Origin of the sequence: Streptomyces sp. DT190 (genome assembly GCF_049846985.1) — a bacterium.
Taxonomy (GTDB): domain Bacteria; phylum Actinomycetota; class Actinomycetes; order Streptomycetales; family Streptomycetaceae; genus Streptomyces.
Window position 1 is genome coordinate 256206 of record NZ_JBNCNM010000007.1, and the last position, 26142, is coordinate 282347.

Annotated in this window: 19 protein-coding genes; 8 read left to right on the plus strand and 11 right to left on the minus strand. The window is 71.1% G+C overall.

The window, feature by feature from the left end:
• Positions 1–157 precede the first annotated feature (157 nt).
• Positions 158–1924, minus strand: coding sequence for a proteasome ATPase (gene arc / locus ACPXCS_RS15795; protein ID WP_094055291.1), 1767 nt, complete (start codon positions 1922–1924; stop codon positions 158–160).
• Positions 1925–2170: 246 nt separating this feature from the next.
• Here arc and ACPXCS_RS15800 point away from each other — a divergent pair, with 246 nt between their 5' ends.
• Positions 2171–2476 carry a ferredoxin gene (locus tag ACPXCS_RS15800; protein ID WP_425949859.1) on the plus strand — a complete coding sequence of 102 codons (306 nt, stop codon included), beginning with the start codon at positions 2171–2173 and terminating at the stop codon, positions 2474–2476.
• Between the two features lie 60 nt (positions 2477–2536).
• On the opposite strand, the gene ACPXCS_RS15805 is transcribed toward ACPXCS_RS15800, so the two are convergent.
• From ACPXCS_RS15805 to ACPXCS_RS15815, 3 genes are all read right to left on the minus strand, one after another.
• The gene (locus tag ACPXCS_RS15805; RefSeq protein ID WP_425949861.1) at positions 2537–3115 is read right to left on the minus strand and encodes a hypothetical protein; all 579 of its coding nucleotides are present in this window, start codon (positions 3113–3115) and stop codon (positions 2537–2539) included.
• Between the two features lie 320 nt (positions 3116–3435).
• Positions 3436–4338, minus strand: a complete 903-nt coding sequence (locus ACPXCS_RS15810) for a tRNA (adenine-N1)-methyltransferase (RefSeq protein ID WP_031114607.1) — start codon at positions 4336–4338, stop codon at positions 3436–3438.
• Positions 4339–4400: 62 nt separating this feature from the next.
• The gene (locus ACPXCS_RS15815; RefSeq protein ID WP_425949863.1) at positions 4401–5963 is read right to left on the minus strand and encodes a site-2 protease family protein; all 1563 of its coding nucleotides are present in this window, start codon (positions 5961–5963) and stop codon (positions 4401–4403) included.
• 749 nt (positions 5964–6712) lie between these two features.
• Between ACPXCS_RS15815 and ACPXCS_RS15820 the strand changes: the two genes are divergently transcribed.
• Entirely contained in the window at positions 6713–7756 is a 1044-nt protein-coding gene (locus ACPXCS_RS15820) for a RecB family exonuclease (RefSeq protein ID WP_425949865.1), read from the plus strand.
• A gap of 54 nt (positions 7757–7810) precedes the next feature.
• Positions 7811–8482, plus strand: a complete 672-nt coding sequence (locus ACPXCS_RS15825) for a response regulator (RefSeq protein ID WP_030606450.1) — start codon at positions 7811–7813, stop codon at positions 8480–8482.
• Between the two features lie 68 nt (positions 8483–8550).
• Here the strand turns inward: ACPXCS_RS15825 and ACPXCS_RS15830 are convergent, their stop codons facing one another.
• The 4 genes from ACPXCS_RS15830 to metH all read right to left on the minus strand — a co-directional run bounded on the left by ACPXCS_RS15830 (position 8551) and on the right by metH (position 16645).
• Positions 8551–10134, minus strand: a complete 1584-nt coding sequence (locus ACPXCS_RS15830) for an ABC transporter substrate-binding protein (RefSeq protein WP_425949867.1) — start codon at positions 10132–10134, stop codon at positions 8551–8553.
• Between the two features lie 108 nt (positions 10135–10242).
• Positions 10243–11847, minus strand: a complete 1605-nt coding sequence (locus tag ACPXCS_RS15835; RefSeq protein ID WP_425949868.1) for an ABC transporter substrate-binding protein — start codon at positions 11845–11847, stop codon at positions 10243–10245.
• Between the two features lie 409 nt (positions 11848–12256).
• Positions 12257–12958 carry an HAD family hydrolase gene (locus ACPXCS_RS15840; RefSeq protein ID WP_425949869.1) on the minus strand — a complete coding sequence of 234 codons (702 nt, stop codon included), beginning with the start codon at positions 12956–12958 and terminating at the stop codon, positions 12257–12259.
• 171 nt (positions 12959–13129) lie between these two features.
• Entirely contained in the window at positions 13130–16645 is a 3516-nt protein-coding gene (metH, locus tag ACPXCS_RS15845; RefSeq protein WP_425949870.1) for a methionine synthase, read from the minus strand.
• 318 nt (positions 16646–16963) lie between these two features.
• On the opposite strand from metH, the gene ACPXCS_RS15850 reads away from it, so the two are divergent.
• The 5 genes from ACPXCS_RS15850 to ACPXCS_RS15870 all read left to right on the plus strand — a co-directional run bounded on the left by ACPXCS_RS15850 (position 16964) and on the right by ACPXCS_RS15870 (position 23336).
• Positions 16964–17737: an IclR family transcriptional regulator gene (locus tag ACPXCS_RS15850; RefSeq protein ID WP_425949872.1), complete on the plus strand. Its 774-nt coding sequence runs from the start codon at positions 16964–16966 to the stop codon at positions 17735–17737.
• Positions 17738–18010: 273 nt separating this feature from the next.
• Positions 18011–18805 carry an MIP/aquaporin family protein gene (locus ACPXCS_RS15855; RefSeq protein WP_425949874.1) on the plus strand — a complete coding sequence of 265 codons (795 nt, stop codon included), beginning with the start codon at positions 18011–18013 and terminating at the stop codon, positions 18803–18805.
• 83 nt (positions 18806–18888) lie between these two features.
• Complete coding sequence (gene glpK / locus ACPXCS_RS15860) at positions 18889–20427, plus strand: glycerol kinase GlpK (RefSeq protein ID WP_425949876.1); 1539 nt, start codon at positions 18889–18891, stop codon at positions 20425–20427.
• Positions 20428–20434: 7 nt separating this feature from the next.
• Positions 20435–22051: an FAD-dependent oxidoreductase gene (locus tag ACPXCS_RS15865; RefSeq protein ID WP_425949878.1), complete on the plus strand. Its 1617-nt coding sequence runs from the start codon at positions 20435–20437 to the stop codon at positions 22049–22051.
• A gap of 316 nt (positions 22052–22367) precedes the next feature.
• Positions 22368–23336 (plus strand): PAC2 family protein, encoded by a 969-nt coding sequence (locus tag ACPXCS_RS15870; protein WP_425949879.1) that lies wholly within the window; start codon positions 22368–22370, stop codon positions 23334–23336.
• Between the two features lie 73 nt (positions 23337–23409).
• Here the strand turns inward: ACPXCS_RS15870 and mshC are convergent, their stop codons facing one another.
• The 3 genes from mshC to ACPXCS_RS15885 all read right to left on the minus strand — a co-directional run bounded on the left by mshC (position 23410) and on the right by ACPXCS_RS15885 (position 26119).
• A complete protein-coding gene (mshC, locus tag ACPXCS_RS15875) occupies positions 23410–24639 on the minus strand; it encodes a cysteine--1-D-myo-inosityl 2-amino-2-deoxy-alpha-D-glucopyranoside ligase (protein WP_425949881.1) in 1230 nt (409 codons plus the stop codon).
• 95 nt (positions 24640–24734) lie between these two features.
• Positions 24735–25565: an SCO1664 family protein gene (locus tag ACPXCS_RS15880; RefSeq protein WP_425949882.1), complete on the minus strand. Its 831-nt coding sequence runs from the start codon at positions 25563–25565 to the stop codon at positions 24735–24737.
• A complete protein-coding gene (locus tag ACPXCS_RS15885; RefSeq protein WP_425949884.1) occupies positions 25529–26119 on the minus strand; it encodes a DUF3090 domain-containing protein in 591 nt (196 codons plus the stop codon). The genes ACPXCS_RS15880 and ACPXCS_RS15885 overlap by 37 nt, the downstream gene beginning before the upstream one ends.
• Positions 26120–26142 lie beyond the last annotated feature (23 nt).

Sequence of the window (26142 nt, forward strand, 5' to 3'; positions counted from 1 at the left end):
GCCCGTCCCCGCACTGCGCGACTCGGCGGTACGCAAGAGCCTAGAACGCCTTTGCGCTGGTGGGGAGATCATTTGCGTCATTGCGTTGCTCCAGCCGTGGCCTGAAAAACAGTCGGCTGCGGGCACCCGCGACGGGCACCCGCAGCCGCCCTGCCTTTTACAGGTACTGACCGGTGTTCGCCACCGTGTCGATGGAGCGCCCGGTGTCCGCGCCCTGCTTTCCGGTGATGAGCGTACGGATGTACACGATCCGCTCGCCCTTCTTTCCGGAGATGCGGGCCCAGTCGTCGGGGTTGGTGGTGTTCGGCAGGTCCTCGTTCTCCTTGAACTCGTCCACACATGCCTGGAGGAGGTGGGAGACGCGCAGACCCTTCTGGTTCTTCTCGAGGAAGTCCTTGATCGCCATCTTCTTGGCACGGCCCACGATGTTCTCGATCATGGCGCCGGAATTGAAGTCCTTGAAGTACAGGACTTCCTTGTCACCATTGGCGTAGGTGACCTCCAGGAAGCGGTTCTCCTCGGATTCGGCGTACATGTGCTCGACGGCCGTCTGGATCATGTTCTGGACCGTGGCACCCTTGTCGCCGCCGTGCTCCCCGAGGTCGTCGGAGTGCAGCGGGAGGCGCTCGGTGAGGTACTTGCCGAAGATGTCCTTGGCCGCCTCGGCGTCCGGACGCTCGATCTTGATCTTCACGTCCAGCCGGCCGGGACGCAGGATGGCCGGGTCGATCATGTCCTCGCGGTTGGAGGCGCCGATCACGACCACGTTCTGCAGGCCCTCCACACCGTCGATCTCGGCGAGGAGCTGCGGCACGATGGTGTTCTCCACGTCCGAGCTGACACCGGAGCCGCGGGTGCGGAAGAGGGACTCCATCTCGTCGAAGAAGACGATGACGGGGGTGCCCTCGCTGGCCTTCTCACGGGCCCGCTGGAAGACGAGGCGGATCTGCCGCTCCGTCTCACCGACGTACTTGTTGAGCAGCTCGGGGCCCTTGATGTTCAAAAAGAAGCTCTTGCCGGCGGCCTGGCCGGTCACCTCGGCGACCTTCTTGGCCAGCGAGTTGGCCACCGCCTTGGCGATCAGTGTCTTGCCGCAGCCGGGGGGCCCGTACAGCAGGACGCCCTTCGGCGGCCGCAGTTCGTGCTCCTTGAACAGGTCGGGGTAGAGGTAGGGGAGCTCGACGGCGTCCCGGATGGCCTCGATCTGGCCGCCGAGACCACCGATCTGCTCGTAGCCGATGTCGGGGACCTCTTCGAGGACGAGTTCCTCGACCTCGCTCTTGGGAACGACCTCGTAGACGTAGCCGGAGCGGGGCTCCAGGAGCAGGGCGTCGCCGGGGCGGATGGTGACGTCCAGCAGCGGCTCGGCGAGCCGCACCACCCGCTCCTCGTCGGTGTGCCCGAGCACGAGGGCCCGCTCGCCGTCCTCGAGGATCTCCTTGAGGGTGACGATGTCACCCACGCGCTCGAACTCCATGGCCTCGACCACGTTGAGCGCTTCGTTGAGCATGACTTCCTGGCCGCGCCGGAGCTCTTCGAGCTCGACGCTGGGGCTGACGTTCACCCTGAGCTTGCGGCCGCCGGTGAAGATGTCGGCGGTGCCGTCCTCGTTGGCCGTCAGGAAGACTCCGAAGCCGGCCGGCGGCTGCGCGAGCCGGTCGACTTCCTCCTTGAGGGCCACGATCTGGTCCCGTGCCTCACGGAGCGTGTTCGCGAGTCGCTCGTTCTGCGCGGACACGCCGGCCAGATTGGTCTGCAGCTCGACGATCCGCTCTTCGAGAATCCTCGTGTGTCGCGGAGAGTCGGCGAGCTTGCGTCGCAGGACGGCGATCTCCTGCTCAAGGTAGGCGATCTGCCCGGCCGGGTCGTCGGACCCGCGTCCCGGGCGGATGCCGCGGTTCATGTCGTCGTCGTGGGCTGCCACGGTCCTCACCTCCTCCAAGGGGAGCTGGACGCTTCCAGACCCTACCTGGGCGGGTGTCGATTGAAACCCCTAGATCACAAAGACGGTCGGGGTGTGTCCGATCTTCACCCTTGCGCTCTCCCTCACGCCAGGGGAATACCCAGCGAACATGATTGGAACCCAGCCTCAGGTACGGTCGAAGCGTTCAACACCCGTCAGAGCTGGCCGGATTCCCGGTACGGCTCGACGCATGAAACGGCAGGAGACATGAGCGTGCAGCAGGAGGCCGGGGTCGAGGGCGAGGCACTGGAGGTCTGGATCGACCAGGACCTGTGTACCGGCGACGGCATCTGCGCCCAGTACGCGCCCGAGGTGTTCGAGCTGGACATCGACGGTCTGGCCTATGTGAAGAGCCCCGACGACGAGTTGCTCCAGGACAAGGGCGCGACAACGCCCGTCCCGCTGCCGCTTCTCACGGACGTGATCGACTCGGCGAAGGAGTGTCCGGGCGAGTGCATCCACGTACGGCGAGTTTCGGACAGGGCCGAGGTCTACGGACCGGACGCGCAGTGACCAGTTCTCTACGCTACGTGACTACTGTCTGATATCTCACACACCGGTGCCACACGGGCTTCACACACTGCGGGCACCGGCCGGCGTGGAGCTGACGAACGTGCCGTCCTGCCAACGCCATTTCACGTCGCTCTTCTCGTCGGGGCAGCAACGCGGCACGTCCGGGGACGAGTAGCCGAGGAGCGTGGCCGTCACGGCGCCGGCGCGCACGGCGAAGTCGCCGACGGTGGTGCCGTCCTTGGGATCGAGGAGCGTGGCGACCACGCGCGGCTTGCCGCCGGTGCCGCCCCGGGTGAGCACGTACACGCCGTCCGGCGGGGTGCCCATCGGGGAGTCGCAGTGGACCACGGCCACCGTCTCGGGATTGCCGTCGCCGTCGAGGTCCCCGGTCGCCTTCTTCTGCACCACGGCCTCGACCGGGCCGCACTCGAGGGGGAACTCCACGGCGGCCGGGTCGGGCGCGGCCAGGGGCGCCGGCGCGCTCTTGGTCTCGGGGGCGGCCGGCTGTGCGGCCGTGGCCGCGCCGGGCTGGAGGACCGAGGAGAGGGCCACCACACCGGCGACCGCCGTGGCGGTGGCGAGCCAGTGGATGGGGCGGGTGTGGGTGTGGGCGAGCTCCGGGACGGCGGAAGGCTGCACTAGGAGTGTCTCCTGAGGGCTGTGCCGGTGGGGTGGCCAAGATGGTGCCACACGTCACACCGCCAGGGAACGGCGGGGTGTGCGCCGGCTCCACCGGGGAAGTCAGAAAGGTTGCGTTCCTGCCGTCGTGTCAGCCGGCCGGAGCCGTCGCGGGCCGCTGCCGGCGCGGGCGGCGGCCGACGGGTGCCGCGGGGCAGGTCAACGGCGTCGTGTCCGGGTTCACCCCGGGCGGCAACGCGGAGACGCCGTGGCGCAGTTCCCGGGATTCCTCGGGGAACTGCGCCACGGCGCCTGTGCGTTGGGTGAGGTGCCGGACCGTCTCAGCGGGCGGTGCCGCCGTCGGCGTTGGGTCCCGCGTAGTCCTCGCCGTAGGCGCCCTTCGCGGGGCGGCGGCGGCGCATGGGCGGCTCGACGCCGTCGGCGAGGCGGCGGGCGGTGAGCAGGAAGCCGGTGTGGCCGATCATCCGGTGGTCCGGGCGGACGGCCAGGCCCTCGATGTGCCAGTTGCGGATCATCGTCTCCCAGGAGGTGGGCTCGTTGAAGCAGCCGATCTCCCGGATGGACTCGACGGTCCGCGCGAGCTGGGTGGTGGTCGCGACGTAGCAGCAGAGGATGCCGCCGGGGACCAGTGCCTTGGAGACGGCCTCCAGGCACTCCCAGGGGGCGAGCATGTCGAGGATGACGCGGTCGACGTCGGTGTCGGAGAGGTTGTCCTGGAGGTCGCCGACGGTGAGCTGCCAGGCGGGGTGCGGGCCGCCGAAGTAGCGCTCGACGTTCGCCTGGGCGATCTCGGCGAAGTCGGCGCGGCGCTCGTAGCTGTGCAGCATGCCCTGGTCGCCGATGGCGCGCAGCAGGAAGCTGCTGAGCGAGCCCGAGCCGACGCCGGCCTCGACGACGCGCGCGCCGGGGAAGATGTCGGCGAAGGCGAGGATCTGCCCCGCGTCCTTCGGGTACACGACGGCTGCCCCGCGGGGCATGGACAGGACGTAGTCGGGGAGCAGGGGGCGCAGCGCGAGGTAGGCGACGTTTCCGGTGGTGCGGACAACGCTGCCCTCGGGAGCACCGATCAGTTCGTCGTGCGGGAAGGAACCCTTGTGGGTGTGGAAGTTCTTCCCGGCCTCGAGCGTGAACGTGTAGTGGCGGCCCTTGGGGTCGGTCAGCTGAACCTGGTCCCCGACCTTGAAGGGCCCGCGCCTGCGGGCGGCACCGGTCGGTTCGGACATGTGACCAGCCTACCGGCCCCGGAGAGGGCCTCCGACCACCCGGACGGCCACCCCGGCGGCCGCTAGGACGGCCTGGCCATCGCCTTGACGAAGGCGCGCTCCACGTCGGCCGCCGACAGCACCCCGTAGATCTCGCCGGTCTCCTCCACCACCAGGTACTCCGTCGCGGGGGTCGCGCGCAGGGCGTCGAGGAGTTCCTCGCCGGACAGCTCCGCCGAGACGCGCATGCCGTCGGTGAGGTCCTGGGCGAGACCGCTGACGGCGACCCAGGGGCGGCGGTGCTCCGGTACGCCGACGATGGCGGCCTCGCGGACGAGGGAGAGCGGCTGGCCGTCGGCGTCGACGACGACCAGGGCGCGGGCTCCGGCGGCGTTGGCGCGGCGCAGGGCCTCGGAGAGCGGGGTGTCGGCCTCGACGGGGACCGCGCGGCGGGTGAGCGTGCGGGCGCGCAGCTCGGGCAGGTGCTCGCGCAGGCGGGCCATGCGCAGGCTGTTGCCCGCGCCGGTCCAGATGATCGCGGCGAGGATGGCGGCCAGCAGGGCGTCCAGGACGGTGTCCATGCCGACGTTGTCCACGGCGTCGGAGCCGAGCGCCCCGGACTGGGTGAGCAGCGGCAGGCCGATGAGGACGCACACGGCGAGGGCCCGGCCGACCCAGGCGGCGGCGATGGTGCCGCTCATCGGTTTGCCGGTGAGCTTCCAGACGACCGCGCGGAGCATGCGGCCGCCGTCCAGGGGCAGGCCGGGCAGCAGGTTGAACGCGGCCACGATCAGGTTGGAGATCATCAGGCCGGCCAGCAGCACGCCCGGGACGGTGCCCGGGTCCACGGCCTGCAGGCCCGCGTAGAAGACACCGGCCAGGACGAGGGAGAGCAGCGGGCCGACGAAGGCCAGCACGAACTCCCGGCCCGGGGTCTCGGCCTCCTTCTCGATCTCGGAGACACCGCCGAAGAACTGGAGCTGGATACGGCGGACCGGGAGCTTGAAGCGGAGGGCGGCGACCGTGTGCGCCAGTTCGTGGACCAGCACGGACGCGTAGAAGGCCACCGCGAAGAAGAGGGAGACCAGGTAGCGGGCGGCACCGAGTTCCGGCAGCACGCGCTCCAGCTGGCCGCCGAACACCCAGGTGATCAGGGCGGCGACCAGGAACCAGCTGGGAGCCACGTAGACGGGCACCCCGAAGGGCCGCCCCATGAGCAGCCCGCCCCGGGGCTCGGGCCGCTGGGGGGCGGGGCCCTTGCCGTCGGCGGAGTGCGCCAGGGGGCGGCGCTCCGGCGGGGCCCCAGCCGGGTGCCGGGGGTCCGCGCCGGGCCGGTGGGCGGCGGGGGCGGTGTGCCGGGAGTCCGTCGCGGGCGCGTCGGCGGTGGAGCGCCGGGGGTCCGTCGCGGGTCCGTCGGCGGGGCCCGGGTGGGAGGCGTAGGCGCGGTCGGGGTGGGCGTCGCCGCCGGGGTGCCCATCGGGCCCGGGCGCACGGCCACCGTCGTCGGAGCGGCTCTCGGGGTGACTCGGGGCGGGCCCGCCGTGGGCGGGGACCGAGGAGGAACCGGGGGCTGCCGGGCCACTGGGCTCGGCACGGCCGTCGGGCGGGAGCTCGCCGGCGGAGCCGAGGGCTGCCGGGTCGGGCATCGAGCCGCCCCCTGTCGAGGGCGCCGCCGGGTCGGGCCCAGGCGTAGGGCGGGCAGCCTCAGGGGCGCCCGCCGGTGCGGGCTCGGACGCGGGGTCGGCCCCCGTCGGGGCATCCGCCGCTGCGGGCCCGGTCGCCGGACCGTCCCCTGTCGCGGAGTCCGCCGCAGCAGGCCCGGGCGGCTGCCCGTCCCAGGTCGGGGAGGCCGCCGCAGCGGGTCCGGGCGCCGGGTCATTCCCCGTCGGGGAGGCCGCCGCAGCGGGTCCGGGCGCCGGGTCATTCCCCGTCGGGGAGGCCGCCCTAGCAGGCCCAGGCGTCCGGCCGTTCCCCGTCGGGGAGGCCGCCGCAGCAGATCCGGGCGTCGGGGCGTTCCCCGTCGGGGGGGCCGTCGGTGGAGGGGCAGAGTCCGGAGTGCTCCGGTCCCAACTGTCGTCCTGGGGGTCGGGGGACAAGCGCCGTTGCGTGGCGGGGTGTTCGTCAGGCCGGGCCGGGGGGCCGGCCCGGTGCTCGGCCGACTCGTCGTTGCCGGACCGCGGCTGCCCGCGCCCGCCGCTCTCCTCCACCGGTGTCCCCTCGTTCGAAGCGTCTCCCGCGCCTGCCGGACGGGAGGGTCTCGTGTCGATGGTATGCGTCCGCCGAGGTGCGTTCCGCCCCGGCACCCCTGTGTTTCCCGTACGTCGACGTCGCCTCCGGGCTTCCCTCACGGAACGCGCTCGGCTCACTGTCAGTGGCGGGCCGTATGGTCTGGGGCATGGAGACGAGCAGCGAGGGCGCGGAGCGGCCCGGCAGCGGCCCCGCCCCGGCGGTGGAGCCGCCGGTCACGGCGGGGTCCGCGGCGGCGGAGGAGGACACGGCCGTCCAGGCGGTGGCGGAGGCGGCGGCGGAGACGGCCGCCGTGAGCGACCTCGTGGCGGGACCCCGTGCCATACCGCCCGCCTCGCTGTCCCCCTCACGCGCGAGTGACTTCATGCAGTGCCCGCTGCTCTACCGCTTCCGGGTCATCGACCGGCTCCCGGAGAAGCCCAGCGAGGCGGCCACCCGGGGCACGCTGGTGCACGCGGTCCTGGAGCGCCTCTTCGACGCCCCGGCGGGGGAGCGTACGGCGCCGCGGGCGAAGTCGCTGATCCCCGGCCAGTGGGACCGGCTGCGCGAGACGCGGCCGGAGGTCGGGGAGCTGTTCGCCGACGACCCGGAGGGCGAGCGGCTGGCGCGCTGGCTGGGCGAGGCGGAGCGGCTCGTCGAGCGCTGGTTCACCCTGGAGGACCCCAGCCGGCTGGAGCCGGCCGAGCGGGAGCTGTTCGTCGAGGCGGAGCTGGACTCCGGGCTGCGGCTGCGCGGCATCATCGACCGGGTCGACGTGGCGCCCACGGGCGAGGTCCGGATCGTCGACTACAAGACGGGCAAGGCCCCCAGGCCGGAGTACTCCGAGGGTGCCCTGTTCCAGATGAAGTTCTACGCCCTCGTGGTCTGGCGGCTGAAGAACGTGGTGCCGCGGCGGCTGCAGCTGGTCTATCTGGGCAGCGGCGAGGTGCTGACGTACGACCCGGTGCCCGCGGACCTGGAGCGGGTCGAGCGCAAGCTGCTGGCGCTGTGGGAGGCGATCCGGCAGGCGACCGTGACGGGGGACTGGCGGCCGCGCCCGACGAAGCTGTGCGGCTGGTGCGACCACCAGGCCCACTGCCCGGAGTTCGGGGGCACTCCCCCGCCGTATCCGCTGCCGGTGCGGGAGTCCGGCAGCGGCGGTCCCGGGCTCGTCCCCCGGGCGGACCCGGTCGCCGCCGGTGAGGGCGGCTGAGTCCGGCGGGCCCGCGCAGGGCAGAATGGGGCCGGACTAGCGAAGGAGACTTACGTGGCCATCCGCGTCCTACTGGTCGACGACCAGCCCCTGCTCCGCACGGGCTTCCGGATGATCCTGGAGGCCGAGCAGGACCTCGCGGTCGTCGGCGAGGCCGGAGACGGCCTCCAGGCGCTCGACCAGGTGCGGGCCCTGCAGCCCGACGTGGTCCTGATGGACATCCGCATGCCGCGGATGGACGGTGTGGAGGCGACCCGGCAGATCACCGGGCCCGGGCGCGACGGCCCGGCGAAGGTCCTGGTGCTGACCACCTTCGACCTCGACGAGTACGTGGTGGAGGCCCTGCGCGCCGGGGCCAGCGGCTTCCTGCTGAAGGACGCCCCGGCCAATGAACTGGTGCAGGCGATCCGGGTCGTGGCCGCGGGCGAGGCGATGCTCGCGCCGAGCATCACGCGCCGGCTCCTCGACAAGTACGCCACGCACCTGCCGTCGGGCGACGAGCCGGTGCCGGACACCCTGCACACGCTGACCGACCGCGAGGTCGAGGTGCTGAAGCTGGTGGCGCGCGGGCTGTCCAACGCGGAGATCGCCGCCGATCTGTTCGTCAGCGAGACCACCGTCAAGACGCACGTCGGGCACGTGCTCACCAAGCTGGGGTTGCGCGACCGCGTGCAGGCGGCCGTCTACGCGTACGAGAGCGGGCTGGTGCGCCCCGGCGCGCAGTAGCCACCGGTACGACGGCGGAGGCCGCCCCCTGCGCGGCAGGGGGCGGCCTCCGTGGTCACGGGTCCGCGTCAGGCGTCCTTGCTCAGCTCCCAGAAGCGGAACACGGTCGACGCGTCCAGGCAGTACTCCAGGCCGTAGACGCCGTCGCGGACGACCGCGTACTGCTTGGCCTGCCACACCGGCAGGACGGGGAGTTCGTCCGCGACGATGTCCTGCAGCTCCCCGAACTCCTTGTCCGTGGCCGCCCGGTTGGTGAGGGAGGCGGTGCGCGGGATGAGCGAGCCGGTGATGGTGCCGTTGTCGTAGTTGTTGTTCAGCACGTTGCCCTTGCCGAAGAAGGGGGCCGTGAAGTTGTCGGCGTCCGGGTAGTCGGGGACCCAGCCCTTGACGTACACGCCGTACTTGCCGGCCGCGATGTCCTTCTCGTACTGCCCGAAGGGCACGGACTTGACGTCGGCGTCGAACAGGCCGCTGGCGTTGAGCTGGCCGGCGATGGCGGTCAGCTCCTGGTCGGTGGCGGGGCCGTAGCGGGAGGGGGTCGACCAGAGAGTCAGCTTCACCTTGCCGGTGATGCCGTCCTCGCGCAGCGCGTCCGCCGCCTTGGCCTTGGAGGGCCGGGCGCCGTAGGTGTCGAAGAAGGCGGTGTTGTGGCCCGCGATACCGGCCGGGATGATCGAGTACAGCGGGGTCGCGGTGCCCTGGTAGACGTCCCGGATGAGGGCCTCGCGGTCGAGCAGGTGAGCGATGGCCTTGCGGACGCCGAGCTTTCCGGTGACCGGATGGTCCATGTTGAACACCAGGTGCTGGACCTCGGCGCTGCTGCCCTCGACGACCTCGGCGCCGGTGCCGTCGTCGGCCTTCTCCATGTCGGCGATGTCGCCCGCGGTCAGGCCGCGGTAGGCGATGTCGACGTCCTCGTTCTGGATGGCCTGCTTCAGGGCGGTCTGGTCGCCGTCGAAGAACTTGAGCGTCACGCCGGTGTTCTTCACCTCGGCCGTGCCCTTGTAGTTCTCGTTGACGGAGAAGACGGCGTGGCCCTTGTCGATCGAGTCGAGCTTGTAGGGGCCGGAGCCGACGGCCTGGCCGTCCTCGCGCAACCCGTCGGCGTCGTACTCGCGGTGGTCCACGATGGACCCGGCGCCGGAGGCGATCTTGCTGGGGAAGGTGGCATCGGCCGTGTTGAGCCGGAAGACGACCGTCCGCTCGTCCGGCGTCTCGACCTTCTCCAGCATCGGGAACATGATCGCGGGCCCGTCCGGGTCGTTGATCTTCAGCATGCGGTCGAAGGAGAACTTGACGTCCTTCGAGGTGAGTTCGTCACCGTTGCTGAACTTCAGCCCGTCCTTCAGGGTGCACTTGTAGACCGTGGTCGCCGCGTCGCTGAAGGCGCAGCTCTCGGCGGCCTCGGGCTGGGGTTCCGTGGCGCCCTTGGGGAAGCTGAGCAGCGACTGGAAGACGTTGTTGAACAACAGCCAGGAGCCCGGGTCGTAGCCGGAGGCCGGATCGGTGGCCAGGACGTCGTCGGACATCCCCACCACCACGTTGGAGCCGTCCCCCGCGGAGTCTCCGCTCTCCGTGCCACAGCCGGTCAGCAGTCCGGAGGCGAGCCCGGCCACGATGGGCAGGACCGGCCACTGGTTGCGTATGTTCACGTGTGTGCCTTGTCGTCGGTTCTCGAGAACGCCCGGGGCCTGTCCCCGGCCCCGGGGCACGGTTCCCCGGGGGCCGCGGTCACAGGCCCCGGGGTTCCATCGGGTGCGTCAGCCGCTCACGCCTCGCCCGAGCTCCCACAACTGGAGCGTCGAGGAGGAGTTGAGGGCGTAGGCGGTGCCCGTGATGTCGTCGCGTGCGGCGACGTACTGCTTGCCCTGCCACAGCGGCAGCACCGGCACGTCACCGGCGACGATGTCCTGAATGTCCGTCAGGCTGGCGGAGGCAGACAGCCGGTCCGCCTCGCGGCGGGACTCGGGGATCAGGTTGTTGCGGATGCGGCTGTTGGCGTAGGGCGAGCCGAGGGTGTTGTCCTTGTCGAGGAAAGGCGCGAGGAAGTTGTCGGCGTCCGGGAAGTCGGGGAACCAGCCCATGCCGTAGACGTCGTACTCGCCCTTCCTCTCGGCCGGGCGGAACGTGTTCCACGGGGTGCCCTTGATGCCGACCTCGAACAGGCCGCTGGAGTTCAGCTGGTCGCGCAGGACCTCGAACTCCTTCTTGGTGCCGGGGCCGTAGTGGTCGGTCGTGTAGTGCAGCGTCAGCTTCACCGGGGTGGTGATGTTCGCCTGGTCGAGCAGCGCACGCGCCTTGGTGACGCTCGGGTCGCCGTACTTGTTGAAGAACGAGTTGGAGTGACCCGTGACGCTGGCCGGGACGAGCGAGTACAGCGGCTCGGCCTGGGAGCCGTAGACCTTGGAGATCAGGGCGCTGCGGTTGACGACCTGGGCCATCGCCTGGCGCACGGCCTTGGACTTCACGCTCGGGGCGTCGGTGTTGAAGCCCAGGTAGCGGATCTCCAGGCCCGGCATCTCGACGAGGTCGACGGCGGTGTCCGCGTCGCCGGAGAGCTTGCGGATCTGCTCCGGCGACATGGCGCGGGTCATCAGGTCGATGTCACCCTTCTCCAGCGCCTCGCCCATGGCGTCGGCGTCCTTGAAGGAGACCATGTCGACCTTGTCGTTGTTCACCTTGAGCGTCCCCTTGTACTCGGGGTTCTTGGTGAACTCGGCCCTGACCAGCTCGCCGTCCTCGACGTCGGCCTTGAGGGTGTACGGGCCGGAGCCCTCCAGCTCGAAGCCGTCGCGCAGCTTGTTCTTCGGGTAGACGTCGGGGTCGACGATGCCGGCGACCGGGGTCGACAGCTTGTACGGGAAGGTCGCGTCGGCCGTCTTGAGGTGGAAGATGACCTCGCGGTCGCCCTGCGTCTCGACGGTGTCGACGGTGGACAGCAGGGCGAAGACACCGCTGTCGGCCTTGAGGGAACGGGCGCGGTCGATGGAGTACTTCACGTCGGCCGCGGTGATGGGGTCGCCGTTGGCGAACGACAGACCGTCGCGCAGGGTGCAGGCGTAGCGTTCGTTGCCCGTGTCGGTGAAGCCGCAGCGCTCGGCGGCCTCCGGTACGGGCTCGCCCTCACCGCGCGGCTGGATCATCAGGGTCTGCACGGTCTGGCGCAGGATGTTCCAGGTGCCGACGTCGTAGGCGTACGCCGGGTCGAGGGGCGCGGGCGCCTCCTTCGAGGCGGTGAACCGGTCCGTGGTGCCGACGACGATCGCGTCGCTGTCGCCGCTCCCGCTGCCGGAACCGCCGCAGGCGGCGAGCACGGGCACGAGCAGGCCGACCACGGCCGGCAGCACCAAAGTCTTGCGGTTCATGCTCGAGTTTCTCCAGAGCTCTCGACTCCGTGTACCCGGCATGCAGGGGTGGCGCAGCGGATCACGGGGGTGGGGCGATGTTCTCGCGACGAGATTAGTCCGGCCCGGCAGGAAGCTTCGCAGCCACCGGAGTTGAGCACCCATCACGCTGCGGAACCGGGCGTGGACACACCGAAAACCCGACAGCGGAAGCTTTGGTGCACCGTTCCACCAATCGGGACACAAGGGCACGCCGACGACCCCCCGGAGGGGGTGCGCAGCACACACCGGATCCACTGTCGACCCCGGGCCGCGTGGGGAACGTCACACGCGTAAACAGGTTCGAGGGTACGGGAATTCGGTCATCCGCAGGGGTTGGAATTCACCTGCGGAATTACCGCCCTATCCTCGCTGCACGCTGGGTGAACGGCTAGCGCATTTCCGTCATCAGACCGTGCAGAAATGTCAGGTCGACCTCTTCGAGGGAGCTGACGACCGTGCGCCTGTGGGCCGGCTGGATCGGGGCGACGGAGGGCACGGCCACGACCCGGCAGCCGGCGGCCTCCGCCGCGGCGACGCCGGTGGCGGTGTCCTCGATGACGGCGCAGCGGACCGGGTCCGCGCCGAGTCCGGCGGCGGCGGCCAGGTAGGGGTCGGGGTGGGGCTTGGTGCGCGGCACCTCGTCGCCCGCGACGGTCAGACGGAAGTGGTGCGCGCCGAGCGAGGCGAGCACCCGGTCGATGATGCGCCGGTGCGAGGCGGAGACGAGGGCCGTGGGCACTTCGTACTCGTACAGCTCGGCCAGCAGCCGGCCGGCGCCCGGCATCAGCGGCAGGGCGCGGTCGATGCGGTCCTCGAAGCCGTCGTTGAGCAGGACCGTGAGTTCGTCGAGGGTGATGTCGGCGCCGGTGGCCTCGATCAGGAAGCCCGCGCTGCGGGTCATGGGCCCGCCGACCACGACATGGCGCCAGGACTCGTCGAGCCTGTGGCCGAGGGAGGCGAAGACCTCGACCTCGACGTCCCACCAGAAGCCCTCCGTGTCCACCAGGGTGCCGTCCATGTCGAGGAGCACGGCCTGCAGGGCCGACCCTTCGGCCGTCCGGGTACCGAGCGCGGGGACCGTACTGGTCATCCACCTACCTCCTTGAGGGACGATCAGGCCGGCTCCCACGAAGGGAACCGGCCTGCAGTGGACCGACCAGTCTACGTCGTGTCCGGCGGAAGTGCCTCGTTTGACCGCCGTGCCCCCGGGCACACGGTGCGCACGCCGGGGGGTGTGGCGGCGTGTGCCCGGCGGGCCGGGTCAGCGGGCGTTGAAGTACTTCGCCTCGGGGTGGTGGATGACGATGGCGTCCGTGGACTGCTCCGGGTGCAGCTGGAACTCCTCGGACAGGTGGACGCCGATGCGCTCCGGCTGGAGCAGGTCGGCGATCTTGGCGCGGTCCTCCAGGTTGGGACAGGCGCCGTAGCCGAGTGAGAAGCGGGCGCCGCGGTACTTGAGCTCGAACATGCCCTGCATCTCGTCCGGGTCCTCCCCCGCGAAGCCGAGTTCGGAGCGCACGCGGGCGTGCCAGTACTCGGCGAGCGCCTCGGCCAGCTGCACGGACAGGCCGTGCAGTTCGAGGTAGTCGCGGTACGCGTTGGCCTCGAACAGCCGCGCGGTCTCCTCCCCGATGCGCGAGCCGACGGTGACGACCTGCAGCCCGACGACGTCGGTCTCGCCGGACTCCTCCGGGCGGAAGAAGTCGGCCAGGCACAGGCGCCGGCCGCGGCGCTGGCGCGGGAAGGTGAAGCGGGTGCGCTCGTTGCCCGCGTCGTCCAGGATGATCAGGTCGTCGTCCTTGGAGACGCAGGGGAAGTAGCCGTAGACCACGGCCGCCTCCAGCAGGTTCTCCGTCTGGAGCCGGTCGAGCAGGCCGCGCAGCCGGGGCCGGCCCTCGCTCTCGACGAGTTCCTCGTAGGACGGCCCCTCGCCGGTGCGGGCCTGCTTCAGGCCCCACTGGCCCTTGAACAGGGCGCCCTCGTCGAGCCAGCTCGCGTACTCCTTGAGCTGGATGCCCTTGATGACCCGGGTGCCGCGGAAGGGCGGGGTGGGCACGGGGTTGTCGGTGGCGACGTCGGAGCGGACATGCCCCTCCTCGGGGCGCTCCTCCACGGCGACCGGGGCCGCTGCCCTGACCCGGCGCTGCTTCAGCTCGGGCAGCTTGGCCCCGGGCACGCCCCGCTTGACGCCGATGAGGGCGTCCATCAGGCGCAGGCCCTCGAAGGCGTCGCGGGCGTAGCGGACCTCGCCCTCGTAGAGCTCGTGCAGGTCCTGCTCGACGTAGGCGCGGGTGAGGGCGGCGCCGCCGAGGATGACCGGGTACTTCGCCGCCAGGTCGCGCTGGTTCAGCTCCTCCAGGTTCTCCTTCATGATCACGGTGGACTTGACCAGGAGACCGGACATGCCGATGACGTCGGCCTTGTGCTCCTCGGCGGCGTCCAGGATCGCGGAGACCGGCTGCTTGATGCCGAGGTTGACGACGTTGTAGCCGTTGTTGGTCAGGATGATGTCGACGAGGTTCTTGCCGATGTCGTGCACGTCGCCGCGGACGGTGGCCAGCACGATGGTGCCCTTGCCGGCCTCGTCGGTCTTCTCCATGTGCGGTTCGAGGTGGGCGACGGCCGCCTTCATCACCTCGGCGGACTGCAGGACGAACGGCAGCTGCATCTGGCCGGAGCCGAACAGCTCGCCGACGACCTTCATGCCCTCCAGCAGGGTCTGGTTGACGATGTCGAGCGCGGGCCGCTCCTGGAGCGCCTCGTCGAGGTCGGCCTCGAGGCCGTTGCGCTCGCCGTCGATGATGCGGCGCTGCAGGCGCTCGTCCAGCGGCAGGGCGGCCAGTTCCTCGGCCCTGCCGGCCTTGAGGGACTTGGCGGTGGCGCCCTCGAACAGCTGCATGAGCTTCTGCAGCGGGTCGTAGCCCTCGGCGCGGCGGTCGTGGATGAGGTCCAGAGCGGTCCGGACCTCCTCCTCGCTGAAGCGGGCGATCGGCAGGATCTTCGACGCGTGCACGATCGCCGAGTCCAGGCCCGCCTTGACGCACTCGTCGAGGAAGACGGAGTTCAGCAGGATGCGGGCGGCCGGGTTGAGGCCGAAGGAGATGTTGGACAGGCCGAGGGTGGTCTGCACCTTCGGGTGGCGCCGCTTGAGTTCGCGGATGCCCTCGATGGTGGCGATGCCGTCCTTGCGGGACTCCTCCTGGCCGGTGCAGATGGTGAAGGTGAGGCAGTCGACGAGGATGTCCTCCTCGTGGATGCCCCAGTTGCCGGTGAGGTCGTCGATGAGCCGCTCGGCGATCTCGACCTTCTTCTCGGCGGTGCGGGCCTGGCCCTCCTCGTCGATGGTCAGCGCGATGAGGGCGGCGCCGTGCTCCTTGGCGAGCTGGGTGACCTTGGCGAAGCGGGACTCGGGACCGTCGCCGTCCTCGTAGTTCACCGAGTTGATCACCGCGCGGCCGCCGAGCTTCTCCAGGCCGGCCCGGATCACGTCGACCTCGGTGGAGTCCAGCACGATCGGCAGCGTGGAGGCGGTGGCGAAGCGGCCGGCCAGTTCCTCCATGTCGGCGACGCCGTCGCGGCCGACGTAGTCCACGCACAGGTCGAGCATGTGCGCGCCCTCGCGGATCTGCTCGCGGGCCATCTCCACGCAGTCGTCCCAGCGGCCGTCCAGCATGGCCTCGCGGAACTTCTTCGAGCCGTTGGCGTTGGTGCGCTCGCCGATGGCCAGGTAGGAGGTGTCCTGGCGGAACGGCACCGACTGGTAGAGGGACGCGGCGCCCGGCTCGGGCTGCGGGTCGCGCGCGGGCGGGGTGACGTCCCGGACCCGCTCGACCAGCCGGCGCAGGTGCTCGGGCGTGGTGCCGCAGCAGCCGCCGACCAGGGACAGGCCGTAGTCGCGGACGAAGTTCTGCTGGGCGTCGGCCAGTCCCTCGGCGTCGAGCGGGAAGTGCGCGCCGTCCTTGGTGAGGATCGGCAGGCCGGCGTTGGGCATGCACAGCAGCGGGATGCGCGAGTGCCGCGTCAGGTAGCGCAGGTGCTCGCTCATCTCGGCCGGGCCCGTGGAGCAGTTCAGGCCGATCATGTCGATGCCGAGGGGCTCCAGCGCGGTCAGGGCCGCGCCGATCTCGGAGCCGAGCAGCATGGTGCCGGTGGTCTCGAAGGCCATCGAGCACAGCAGCGGCACGTCGGCGCCGGTGGCCTCCATGGCCCGGCGGGCGCCCAGGACGGAGGCCTTGGTCTGCAGGAGGTCCTGCGTCGTCTCCACGATCAGCGCGTCCGCGCCGCCGGCGAGCAGGCCCTCGGCGTTGGCCTGGTAGCCGTCGCGGATCGTGCCGTAGGTGATGTGGCCGAGCGTGGGCAGCTTGGTGCCGGGGCCGATGGAGCCGAGGACCCAGCGGGGGCGCCCGTCCCGGGCGGCGTACTCGTCGGCCACCTCGCGGGCGATGCGGGCGCCGGCCTCGGACAGCTCGTGGATCCGGTCGGGGATCTCGTACTCGGCCATGGCCGAGTGGTTGGCGCCGAAGGTGTTGGTCTCGACGCAGTCCACGCCGACGGCGAAGTACGCGTCGTGCACCGAGCGGACGATGTCCGGGCGGGTCACGTTGAGGATCTCGTTGCAGCCCTCGAGATTCTCGAAGTCCTCCAGCGTGGGGTCCTGCGCCTGGAGCATGGTGCCCATGGCACCGTCGGCCACGACCACGCGGCTGGCCAGGGCCTGTCGGAGGTCGGACACGCGGGTCAGGCTGTCTGCGGAAGGGGTCGGCGGCAACGAGGCCATGAATAGGGCTCCCTCGGATGCGACGGCTGTCGGCTATGCGGCTTCCCGGACATCCGGCAGGGCATCCGGGGACGGGCGCACGGCGCCAGCGTAGCCGGGAGTCGGCTTGGATGGGCAGCGCGTCCACGGGGCGGACGCGGCGGCTTCGCCGCGGCCGTCCGGGGGACGGTGCGGTGACGGCCGGGGCCGGGACGGCGCAACTAATGGTGACCCGCCATTAGCGAGAGGTCGGCATCGACCGGTAGTGTTCGACATTGCCGAACGAGGGCTGCTGGCCCCGCTTGTCGGCGGACCGAAGGGGACGGAGGCAGTACGGCGATGGCACGGAACATCCAGTCGCTCGAGCGAGCGGCCGCGATGCTGCGGCTGCTGGCGGGCGGCGAGCGGCGGCTCGGCCTGTCGGACATCGCCTCGTCGCTGGGCCTGGCCAAGGGCACCGCCCACGGCATCCTGCGCACCCTCCAGCAGGAGGGCTTCGTCGAGCAGGACGACGCCTCCGGGCGCTATCAGCTGGGTGCGGAGCTGCTGCGCCTGGGCACCACCTACCTGGACGTGCACGAGCTGCGCGCCCGCGCCCTGGTGTGGACCGACGACCTGGCCCGCTCCAGCGGCGAGAGCGTCTACCTGGGCGTCCTGCACCAGCAGGGCGTGCTGATCGTGCACCACGTCTTCCGGCCCGACGACAGCCGCCAGGTCCTGGAGATCGGGGCCATGCAGCCCCTGCACTCCACGGCCCTGGGCAAGGTGCTGTCCGCCTACGACCCGGTGGCGCACAGCGAGGCCCTGGAGGCCGACCGTAAGGCCTTCACGGACCGGACGGTGTGCGAGCCGGAGGAGTTCGAGCACATCCTCGACGTCACGCGCGCGCGGGGCTACGCCGCCGACGTGGAGGAGACCTGGGAGGGCGTCGCCTCGCTCGCCGCCCCCATCCACGACCGGCGGCGGATGCCGGTCGGCGCGGTCGGCATCACCGGCGCCGTGGAGCGGCTGTGCCGGCCCGGCGAGGAGACGGTGCTGCGCCCCGAGCTCATCGCCGCGGTGCGCGACTGCGCCCGCGCGGTCTCGCGGGACCTGGGCGCCGGGCGGTTCTGACGCCACACGACGAGACCGGGGCGCCCAACGGCGTCCCGGTCCTCGGCATGCCCCGGCCCGCCCCCGTGCTCACCTGCACGAAGATCCACGGACACGGGGCGATCAGTAACGATCGTGTTTTCGACTACACAACTCTTGACGTGCTCGTAACGCCGAAGCAAGACTCCCGTCCATCGGTCGACATTGTCGAACAGCTACCGGCAATACGCGCTAGAGTGTGACAACGCCAGGCCGGTATCGAACTTCCCTGGACGTAGGACAAAGGAGTCGCGGGTGTCCAGCTCCGACATCTTCATCGGCGAGACCATCGGTACCGCCATACTCATCCTCCTCGGCGGCGGCGTCTGCGCCGCCGTCACGCTGAAGGCTTCCAAGGCACGCAACGCCGGCTGGCTCGCCATCACCTTCGGGTGGGGCTTCGCGGTGCTCACGGCGGTCTACACCACGGCGCCGCTCTCCGGCGCCCATCTGAACCCGGCCGTCACGCTCGCCCTCGCCATCAAGGACGGCGACTGGAGCAACGTCCCGGTCTACTGGGCCGGACAGATCCTCGGCGCCATGATCGGCGCGGCCCTGGTCTGGATCGCCTACTACGGCCAGTTCCACGCCCACCTCACCGACCGCGAGATCGTCGGCGGTCCGGGTGCGCAGGACACGGCGGCCAAGGCCGTCGAGGCGCAGGAGGCGGCCGCCGGCCCGGTGCTGGGCGTCTTCTCCACCGGCCCCGAGGTCCGGGTCGCCTGGCAGAACGTCGCCACGGAGATCATCGGCACGATCGTGCTGGTGCTCGCCGTGCTCACCCAGGGCCTGAACGACAAGGGCAACGGCCTGGGCACCCTGGGCGCCCTGATCACCGCGCTCGTGGTGGTCTCCATCGGCCTCTCCCTCGGCGGCCCGACGGGGTACGCGATCAACCCGGCCCGCGACCTCGGACCGCGCATCGTGCACGCCCTGCTGCCACTGCCCAACAAGGGTGGCTCCGACTGGGGCTACGCCTGGGTCCCCGTGGTGGGTCCGCTGATCGGCGGCGCCATCGCGGCAGGCATCTACAACGTCGCATTCGCTTAGGAGACCTCCTCGCGCCCGTCGCGAAACTTCCAGCACGCGCCGTACGTAAAGCCCCTTAAACCCGGAATTACCAGGAGCACACAGTGACCGACGCGCACACCGCCGGCCCCTTCATCGCCGCCATCGACCAGGGCACCACCTCCAGCCGCTGCATCGTCTTCGACCGGGACGGCCGGATCGTCTCCGTCGACCAGAAGGAGCACGAGCAGATCTTCCCGAAGCCGGGCTGGGTCGAGCACAACGCCACCGAGATCTGGACCAACGTCCAGGAGGTCGTCGCCGGGGCCGTCGAGAAGGCCGGCATCACCCGCGACGACATCAAGGCCATCGGCATCACCAACCAGCGCGAGACGACCGTGCTGTGGGACAAGAACACCGGTGAGCCCGTCCACAACGCCATCGTCTGGCAGGACACCCGCACCGACGCCCTCTGCCGCGAGCTCGGCCGCAACGTCGGCCAGGACCGCTTCCGCCGCGAGACGGGCCTGCCCCTCGCCTCCTACTTCGCCGGCCCGAAGGCCCGCTGGCTGCTCGACAACGTCGACGGTCTGAAGGAGCGCGCCGAGGCGGGCGACATCCTCTTCGGCACCATGGACAGCTGGGTCATCTGGAACCTGACCGGTGGTGTCGACGGCGGCAAGCACGTCACGGACGTCACCAACGCCTCGCGCACGATGCTGATGAACCTGCACACCATGCAGTGGGACGACAAGATCTGCGAGTCGATCGGCGTCCCGAAGCAGATCCTGCCCGAGATCCGCTCCTCCGCCGAGGTCTACGGCGAGATCACCGGCGGCAAGCTGGGCGACCTGCTCGGCGGCATCCCGGTCGCCTCCGCGCTCGGCGACCAGCAGGCCGCCCTGTTCGGCCAGACCTGTTTCGCCGAGGGCGAGACCAAGTCCACCTACGGCACCGGCACCTTCATGGTGATGAACACCGGCGACAAGATCATCAACTCCTACAGCGGCCTGCTGACCACCGTCGGCTACAAGATCGGCGACCAGGACACGGTCTACGCCCTGGAGGGCTCGATCGCCGTCACCGGTTCGCTGGTGCAGTGGATGCGCGACCAGATGGGCCTGATCTCCACCGCCGCGGAGATCGAGACCCTCGCCCTGTCCGTCGAGGACAACGGCGGCGCCTACTTCGTGCCGGCCTTCTCCGGCCTGTTCGCCCCGTACTGGCGCTCCGACGCCCGCGGCGTGATCGCCGGCCTGACCCGGTACGTCACCAAGGCGCACCTGGCGCGCGCCGTCCTGGAGGCCACCGCCTGGCAGACGCGCGAGATCGCCGACGCCATGACGAAGGACTCCGGCGTCGAGCTGGCCGCCCTGAAGGTCGACGGCGGCATGACCTCCAACAACCTGCTGATGCAGACCCTCGCCGATTTCGTGGACGCCCCCGTGGTGCGCCCGATGGTCGCCGAGACCACCTGCCTCGGCGCCGCCTACGCCGCCGGTCTCGCCGTCGGCTTCTGGAACAGCACCGACGACCTGCGCGCCAACTGGCGACGGGCCGCCGAGTGGACCCCCCGCATGGACGCGGAGACCCGCGCCCGTGAGTACAAGAACTGGCTCAAGGCCGTCGAGCGGACCATGGGCTGGCTCGAGGACGAGGAGTAAGAACAGCATGACCACCAAGTCCACCCTGCAGTCCGTGCCTGCCCTGGGGACGCACCCGGCCTCCGGCTCGAACCCGAGCCGGGCCGAGACCAGGGAGCAGCTTTCCAAGGCGTCGTACGACCTTCTCGTGATCGGCGGTGGCATCCTGGGCATCTCCACCGCCTGGCACGCCGCGCAGTCCGGCCTCAGGGTGGCTCTGGTGGACGCCGGCGACTTCGCCGGAGCCACGTCCTCCGCCTCCTCCAAGCTGCTCCACGGTGGTCTGCGCTACCTGCAGACCGGCGCGGTGAAGCTGGTCGCGGAGAACCACTTCGAGCGCCGTGCGGTCTCCCGCCAGGTGGCCCCCCACCTGGCGAACCCGCTCACGTTCTACCTCCCCGTGTACAAGGGCGGGCCGCACGGCGCGGCGAAGCTGGGCGCGGGCGTCTTCGCCTACTCCGCGCTCTCCGCCTTCGGCGACGGCGTCGGGCACCTGCTCTCGCCGGCCAAGGCCGCGCAGGACGTGCCCGAGCTGCGCACCGAGAACCTCAAGGCCGTGGCCGTCTACGGCGACGACCAGATGAACGACGCCCGCATGGCCCTGATGACGGTCCGCGCGGCCGTGGAAGCCGGGGCGGTCGTCCTCAACCACGCCGAGGTGACCGGCCTGCGCTTCACCCAGGGCCGGGTCACGGGCGCCGAGCTGAAGGACCGCCTGTCCGGCGACGAGTTCGGCGTCAACGCCCGGCTCGTGCTGAACGCGACCGGTCCGTGGGTCGACCACCTGCGCAAGATGGAGAACCCGAACGCGGCGCCGTCCATCCGGCTGTCGAAGGGCGCGCACCTGGTCCTGAAGCGCACCTCCCCGTGGAAGGCCGCGCTCGCCACCCCGATCGACAAGTACCGCATCACCTTCGCCCTCCCCTGGGAGGACATGCTGCTGCTCGGCACCACCGACGAGGTCTTCGAGGGCGACCCGGCGGACGTCTCGGTCACCGAGCAGGACATAACCCAGATCCTCGACGAGGCCGCCTTCTCGGTCCGCGACCAGCAGCTCAGCCGCGACCTCATCACGTACTCCTTCGCCGGCCTGCGCGTGCTGCCGGGCGGCCCCGGCGACACCGCCAAGGCCAAGCGCGAGACGGTCGTCACCGAGGGCCGGGGCGGCATGCTGTCCGTCGCGGGCGGCAAGTGGACCACCTTCCGCCACATCGGCCGGACGATCATGAAGAAGCTGGAGTCGCTGCCGGGACACCCGCTCGGTGACGACTTCGAGCCGATCAGCGCGCTGCCGAAGAAGCTCCCGCTGCCCGGCATCGCCAACCCGCGCGCGGTCGCCCACCGGCTGCTGACCGACCGCCCGGCGCCCGGCCCGCGCATGGCGGCCGACACCGCCCGGCACCTGGCCACGCACTACGGCTCGCTGGCCTTCGACATCGCCCGGCTGGCCAACGAGAGCCCGGAGCTCGCCGAGCGCGTCCACCCCGACGCCCCGGAGATCTGGGCGCAGGTCGTCTGGGCCCGGGACCACGAGTGGGCCGAGACGCAGGACGACGTGCTGCGCCGCCGGACCACGCTCACCATCCGCGGTCTGGCCACGGACGACGTCCGCGCCAAGGTGCAGGACCTGCTCGACAAGAAGTAGGCACACCCCGGGGAAGACGCGTTCCCGCCAAGGGCGGCTCCACGCCGACGGAGCCGCCCTTCCGGCGATCCCGGGCCCCCTGATGACCTGATACGTCGAGGGCCCCGGTCCCGGCCTGTCCCGCAACCGCCTGCGCGTGGCCCCGGATCGGCGAGCACCCAGGACCTCACGGACCGCTCGGATGAATCCTGTGTGTTCCGGGGTGGATCACGGGGCAGGCATGGGGGCACTCCCCCTGCGAGGGGGCTGCGGGCGCCCCCTTGGCACGCCGTAAAGTTGGGGGGTCAAGCGAGGGCACGTCGGAAGGAGGCACTGGGTGATCGAGCTCGAGGGGGTTCCCGAGCTGATCGACCCGGTCATGGTGGCCGCGTTCGAGGGCTGGAACGATGCCGGCGACGCCGCCTCCACCGCGGTCGCGCATCTGGACAGGGAGTGGAAGGGCGAGGTCTTCGCGGCGCTGGACGCCGAGGACTACTACGACTTCCAGGTCAACCGCCCGACGGTCTTCATGGAAGCGGGCGTCCGCAAGATCACCTGGCCGACGACGAGACTGTCGGTGGTCCGGGTCGGCGGTGACAAGCCGCGCGACCTGGTGCTGGTCCGGGGAATCGAGCCGTCCATGCGCTGGCGTTCGTTCTGCAACGAACTGCTCGGCTTCGCACACGAACTCGGCGTGGAACTGGTGGTCGTGCTGGGCGCCCTGCTCGGCGACACCCCGCACACCCGGCCGGTTCCGATCAGCGGGACGACGTCCGACCCGGACCTGGCCCGGCGCATGGACCTGGAGGAGACCAAGTACGAGGGCCCCACGGGCATCGTCGGCGTCCTCCAGGAGGCGTGCACGCACGCGGGGGTGCCGGCGGTGTCGCTGTGGGCGGCCGTGCCGCACTACGTGTCGCAGCCGCCCAACCCCAAGGCCACGCTGGCCCTGCTGAACCGGCTCGAGGACCTGATCGACGTGCGCATCCCGCTGGGCGAGCTGCCCGAGGACGCGCGCGCCTGGCAGGTCGGCGTGGACCAGCTGGCCGCCGAGGACAGCGAGGTGGCCGAGTACGTCCAGTCGCTGGAGGAGGCCCGGGACACCGCCGAGCTGCCGGAGGCGTCGGGCGAGGCGATCGCCCGCGAGTTCGAGCGCTACCTGCGGCGCCGGGACGGTGGCGGGCACGCCACCGCGGACGGCAGCGACAGCACGTCGTCGTACCTGCGGGACAACCCCAGCGGCCGTACGCGCCCGCCCAAGCCGCCGAAGCCGGGCCCGGACGACGAGGAGTCCTCGGAGGACTGAGAGCGGCACGCGGGCACGAAGACACGAAAGGGGCGCCTCCCGGCCGGGAGGCGCCCCTCGGTGTGCCGTTCGGTTACAACGCCACACCCAGCAGCGCGTCCACCGCGCGGGAGACCACGCCGGGTGCGCCGATGTCGGTGCCGCCGTCGCGCTCCTGGCCGGCGACCCAGCGGTCGACCGCGGCGAGCGCGGCCGGGGCGTCCAGGTCCTGGGCCAGGGCCTCGCGGATCTCGTCGACGAGCGCCTCCGCCGGCGGGCCGTCCGGCCGGGACACGGCGGCCCGCCAGCGGCCGAGCCGCGCCACGGCGTCCGCCAGGACCTGGTCGGTCCACTCCCAGTCGGCACGGTAGTGGTGGGCGAGCAGCGCCAGCCGGATGGCGGCCGGGTCGACGCCGTCGCGCCGGAGCCCGGAGACGAAGACCAGGTTGCCCTTGGACTTGGACATCTTCTCGCCGTCGAGGGCCACCATGCCGGCGTGGACGTACGCCTTGGCCATGGGGAACTCGCCGGTGAGGACCTGGGCGTGCGAGGCGCCCATCTCGTGGTGCGGGAAGGCGAGGTCGGAGCCGCCGCCCTGGATGTCGAAGCCCATGCCCAGGTGGTCGAGGGCGATCGCCACGCACTCGATGTGCCAGCCGGGCCGTCCGCGGCCCAGCGATCCGCCGTCCCAGCTGGGCTCGCCCTCACGGGCGGCCATCCACAGCATCGGGTCGAGCGGGTTCTTCTTGCCCGGGCGGTCCGGGTCGCCGCCGCGCTCGGCGGACAGCAGCCGCATCGCCGCGGCGTCCAGGTTCGAGACGGCACCGAAGTGCGGGTCGGACTCGACGGAGAAGTACACGTCCCCCTCGAGCTCGTAGGCCGCGCCCAGGTCCCGCAGGCGCTCCACGAGCGGGACGATCCCCGGTATGGCCTCGACGGCGCCTATGTACTGCCGCGGCGGCAGCATCCGCAGGGCCGTCATGTCCTCGCGGAAGAGGGCCGTCTCCTGCTCGGCGAGCGCGGCCCAGTCGAGACCGTCACGCCGGGCCCGCTCCAGGAGCGGATCGTCCACGTCGGTGACGTTCTGCACGTAGTGAACCTGCCGCTTGGTGTCGAGCCACACGCGCTGCACGAGGTCGAACGCGTTGTAGGTCGCCGCGTGTCCTATGTGTGTGGCGTCGTACGGCGTGATGCCGCAGACGTAGATACGGGCGACGGGACCGGGGTCGAGGGTGACGAGGCCGCCGGTCGCGGTGTCGTGGATCCTCAGGTCGCGGCCCTGACCAGGCAGGGCGGGGACCTCGGAAGCGGGCCAGGCATGCATGCCTTGAGCCTAACCGGACTGAAGTTCCATATACGAACGGGAGCGGGCCGGACGGCCGAGAAGGCGCTCTTGCGGTGACCCGGACCGGTGTGCTGTCAGACGGGTGGCCAGGGAATCGCGGGCCATTCCCCGCTCGGCTCGGGATGCGTACGCGAGGCGAGCAGCGCGCCCACCCGCGCGCGAGTGGCGTCGATCTCGGCGCCGGTGATCAGCGGTGCGAGCCGGGCGGCGAGCGCCCCGTCCTCCGCCAGGCCCTCGCGGAGTCCCTCCAGGACGCCGACGGCCTCCGGGGTGAGGGGCTCCCCCGCCCAGCCCCACAGCAGGGTGCGCAGCTTGTTCTCGACGTGGAAGGTCACCCCGTGGTCGATGCCGTACAGCCGCCCGTCGCCGGTGGGCAGCAGGTGCCCGCCCTTGCGGTCGGCGTTGTTGAGCACGGCGTCCAGCACCGCCAGGCGCCGCAGCCGTGCGTCGTCGGCGTGCACCAGCAGCGCGGTCCGTCCCTCGCCGACCTCGGCGAGGCCGATCGCCTTCCAGCCCGGTTCCGGTTCCTCGCCGTCGACCAGCGCGAGCAGCTCCCCGTCGGCGGTCGCCTCGATCCACAGCTGGCACATGCCCTCGCCGTAGGGGCCCTCGCGCAGCACGGTGGGCGGCACCAGGTCCCAGCCGGTCGCCCGGGAGACCTCGTAGGCCGCGACCTCGCGCTGGGCGAGCGTGCCGTCGGGGAAGTCCCACAGGGGGCGTTCGCCGGCGACCGGCTTGTAGACGCAGGCCGCCTCCCGGCCGTCGTAGGCCACCGTGCAGTACAGGGCCGCGTTGGACGCCTCACGGATGCGTCCGCGGACGGTGAGCTCACCGCGGGCGAGCAGCTCGGCCGCGTCCGAAGGAGGTGTCACGCTCCGCGGCGGTATCCGTTCTGGCGCGGACATACGTGTCCTTCCGGGTCGAGCGGGAGGCTGCACAGCGGGCACGGCGGCCGCCCGGCGTTGACGACGTCGAGGGCGCGCTTGGCGAAGGCCCTGGCCTGCGCGCCGGTGAGCCGGACCCGCAGCATCGGGGGCCCGTTCTCCTCGTCCTGGAGCAGCCGTTCCTCGGCCTCGGCGAGGTCCTCCTCGGACTCGGCGTCGAGTTCGACGAGCGCCTGCGCCTCGACGATCATGCGCTGCTCCTCGCCGTCCCAGGCGAGTGCCATGGTGCCGACCCGGAACTCCTCCTCGATGGGGGTGTCCAGCGGTGCGGTGTCGGTGATCTCCGAGGGGGCCACGGCGGGGACGGAGGCGCTGCCGCCGCTACGGCGTACGACTTCGTCGAGCAGTTCCTCCATGCGTTCGGCGAGCGCGGCGACCTGGGTCTTCTCCAGGGCCACACTGGTCACCCGGGAGCCGGCCGAGGCCTGGAGGAAGAACGAACGGCGCCCGGGCAGCCCGACCGTGCCGGCCACGAAACGCTCCGGATGGTCGTAGAGGAACACCTGACGGGACACGTCCTGTCTCCATTGGAATCGTG

Coding starts and splice junctions, on each gene's coding strand:
- ACPXCS_RS15800 (WP_425949859.1), top strand. CDS start 2,171: ATGAGCGTGCAGCAGGAGGCCGGGGTCGAGGGCGAGGCACTGGAGGTC.
- ACPXCS_RS15810 (WP_031114607.1), bottom strand. CDS start 4,338: ATGTCCGAACCGACCGGTGCCGCCCGCAGGCGCGGGCCCTTCAAGGTC.
- ACPXCS_RS15815 (WP_425949863.1), bottom strand. CDS start 5,963: ATGCCCGACCCGGCAGCCCTCGGCTCCGCCGGCGAGCTCCCGCCCGAC.
- ACPXCS_RS15820 (WP_425949865.1), top strand. CDS start 6,713: ATGGAGACGAGCAGCGAGGGCGCGGAGCGGCCCGGCAGCGGCCCCGCC.
- ACPXCS_RS15835 (WP_425949868.1), bottom strand. CDS start 11,847: ATGAACCGCAAGACTTTGGTGCTGCCGGCCGTGGTCGGCCTGCTCGTG.
- ACPXCS_RS15840 (WP_425949869.1), bottom strand. CDS start 12,958: ATGACCAGTACGGTCCCCGCGCTCGGTACCCGGACGGCCGAAGGGTCG.
- metH (WP_425949870.1), bottom strand. CDS start 16,645: ATGGCCTCGTTGCCGCCGACCCCTTCCGCAGACAGCCTGACCCGCGTG.
- ACPXCS_RS15850 (WP_425949872.1), top strand. CDS start 16,964: ATGGCACGGAACATCCAGTCGCTCGAGCGAGCGGCCGCGATGCTGCGG.
- ACPXCS_RS15865 (WP_425949878.1), top strand. CDS start 20,435: ATGACCACCAAGTCCACCCTGCAGTCCGTGCCTGCCCTGGGGACGCAC.
- mshC (WP_425949881.1), bottom strand. CDS start 24,639: ATGCATGCCTGGCCCGCTTCCGAGGTCCCCGCCCTGCCTGGTCAGGGC.
- ACPXCS_RS15880 (WP_425949882.1), bottom strand. CDS start 25,565: ATGTCCGCGCCAGAACGGATACCGCCGCGGAGCGTGACACCTCCTTCG.